Source organism: Nitrosomonas supralitoralis (assembly GCF_003011925.2).
In the GTDB taxonomy this organism is placed as follows: Bacteria; Pseudomonadota; Gammaproteobacteria; order Burkholderiales; family Nitrosomonadaceae; genus Nitrosomonas; species Nitrosomonas supralitoralis.
Window position 1 is genome coordinate 1 of record NZ_PXXU01000129.1, and the last position, 2,381, is coordinate 2,381.

General features: G+C 42.1%; 2 protein-coding genes. Both read right to left on the reverse strand.

Going from position 1 to position 2,381, the window contains the following annotated elements; all coding sequences use genetic code 11:
* Positions 1-24: 24 nt before the first annotated feature.
* Positions 25-1,128 carry a PAS domain-containing sensor histidine kinase gene (locus tag C7H79_RS16880; protein ID WP_106708389.1) on the reverse strand — a complete coding sequence of 368 codons (1,104 nt, stop codon included), beginning with the start codon at positions 1,126-1,128 and terminating at the stop codon, positions 25-27.
* Entirely contained in the window at positions 1,125-1,928 is an 804-nt protein-coding gene (locus C7H79_RS16885; protein ID WP_106708390.1) for an alpha/beta fold hydrolase, read from the reverse strand. The genes C7H79_RS16880 and C7H79_RS16885 overlap by 4 nt, the downstream gene beginning before the upstream one ends.
* Positions 1,929-2,381 lie beyond the last annotated feature (453 nt).

The following is a 2,381-nucleotide window of genomic DNA, read 5'->3' on the forward strand; positions in this document are numbered from 1 at the left end:
TGTTCCTTTAAATGAAGATAATTTCTATATCCGTAAGGTGAAACGCGTTTCTTCTGAGGAAGATTGTACAGATAGTTTGCCGTCGTGAGCACGGGTAATTTCCGCAGCGATGTAGAGGCCGAGTCCTAATCCATGTTGGCTAGAGCGAGTCTCCTCCCGCGTAAAAGGCTCAAATAATTTATTTAAAATATTGGGTGGTATTGGAACACCGGCATTACTGACCGAAAGCTCAAATTTTCCTTGGTTCATAAAAGCACGAACATATACTACGCCGTCTGCCGATCCATGCGTAAGAGCGTTTGCAACGAGGTTCGAAAGAAGCTGAGAAATACGAATAGGATCACAATCCACTGGCAGAGGTATATTAAATTCCGTTTTAATTAATCTATCCGGCATGCCATGCCGCAATTCATCAACAACATGTAATAATAAAGGTTCAAGCAACACCTGCTGACGTTGCAAGCTCATGCCATCACCAAGCCTTCCTCGTGCGAAATCCATTACATCATTAATAAGCGTGGACATACGTTCAGCACTTTTATTAATCATTTCAGCAATTGCTAAACCTTTTTCGCCTAGGGGCATTCTTAAAAGTAAAAATGCGCCACCTTTGATTGCCCCTAACGGGTTTCGCAGATCGTGACTTAAAACAGCAATAAATTGCTCCCGAAATCCTGAAGTGGAACGTTCATCATATAAATTAACCTCGGCAATCTTTTTGGCTTCCCGCAAATTATGTTCATAACGTGAGCGATCTATTGCTTTGAAAATCGTTAGTCTTACAAAATCATATGTTTCACACTGATTCCTGCATTCAAGCGCGTTTACAAAAACAGGCAATCGTTGTCCGTCCTTGTGCACTATCTCAAGCGCCACTTCATCGAAGAAACCTTGCATCCGTAGTAGCGGTGATAAATGAGTTTCGTAAAAAATCTTGCCTCCAATAGTAAGGAAGTCGGGGACAATGTGCCCTTTTAAATCGCAAGACCTATATCCTAGCCACTCTGCGATACGGGAATTAGCCCGAAGAATACGTCCTTGGAGGTCCGCGTATATTATCCCATTAAGTGAGCGCTCAAAAAAATTCTCGAAATTTTCCTGAAAGTCCGATTCTTCACAATTTTTCAAAGATGCAGTCCTGTTAAAAACACTTCAATAGCTGTAATCGTTTCTTGAGGAGCACTTAAATTGGGGCAATGTCCGGTTGCTTGCATAAGGACAAGCTGACTTTTCGGCATTTTATGATACATATATTCACCAACTGCTTGCGGAGCAATCACGTCATGCGCGCATTGCAAGATTAAAGCTGGAATGTGTACATTATCTAAAATATCGCGGCAGTCGGTTAAGAAAGTTGTTTTAGCAAAATGCCTGGCGATTTCCGGATCTGTTCGGCAAAAGCTGTTCGCTAATTCTTCCCCAAGTTCGGTGCGATCAGGATTGCCCATAATCATAGGCGCCATTGACATAGACCAGCCCAGATGATTATTGTCAAGAGCTTCAAGTAATTCATCAATTTGAGCTTTTGTAAAACCCCCTAGGTAGTTATTATCATTGATATAGCAGGGTGAAGGACCGACTAAGACAAGTGCTTTAAATGCATTCGGCTCTTTTGCGGCTGCAATAATGCCGATCATAGAGCTAACTGAGTGCCCGACGAAAATCCCGTCTTTGATTTGCATTTTGCAGGCAATTTCAACGACATCATCCGCATATCCATCAAGGCTGGCGTATTTCTCATACGAATAAGCTGTTAAATCCGATTTTCCCGCGCCAACATTGTCGAAAAGAACGGTTTGATAATTATTTTCAAAAGCGGGAGCAACAAAACGCCACATATTCTGATCACAGCCAAATCCATGCGCAAACATGATGGTTGTTTCGCCCGTTCCTCGCACGACGACATTATTTCGCTTTAATACGCTCATCCAGCACTCCAATAAATCCTATTTTAATAAAACATGCAAGACGTGGATTCAACCATGAAGTGCAACGCCTGAGTTGAAGAATACCTGAGAAGGAATGTGAAATCCAAAGCCGCCTAGTTAAGTCGCAAAGCTTGAAACTCCGCCAGGATTTGGTATCCCTTTCAGGAATCAGTTAGATGCTGAAACGACAATGATAGATTCTAAGGACAGTGGAAAGTTCTATTCGCTGGCCAGATAAGGTAGTCCAAAGAACTTGCTCATGCGAAAACTTTGCGGCAGAACAATTGGTGATAAACGATGGAGCCTCGAAGTTTGCAATGAAATGGCTGTGTACTTATAATCACAAACGGTCTAACCCGACCAGTGGAGGAATAACACCGAAACAGAAATTTGCTCAATTAGCTCATTAACATCTATTTTTAACCCCATTAATAATTGAAGAACTGCCAACCG

Excerpts from the sequence above, each read along its gene's own strand:
- C7H79_RS16885 (WP_106708390.1), bottom strand. The coding sequence starts at position 1,928 with ATGAGCGTATTAAAGCGAAATAATGTCGTCGTGCGAGGAACGGGCGAA.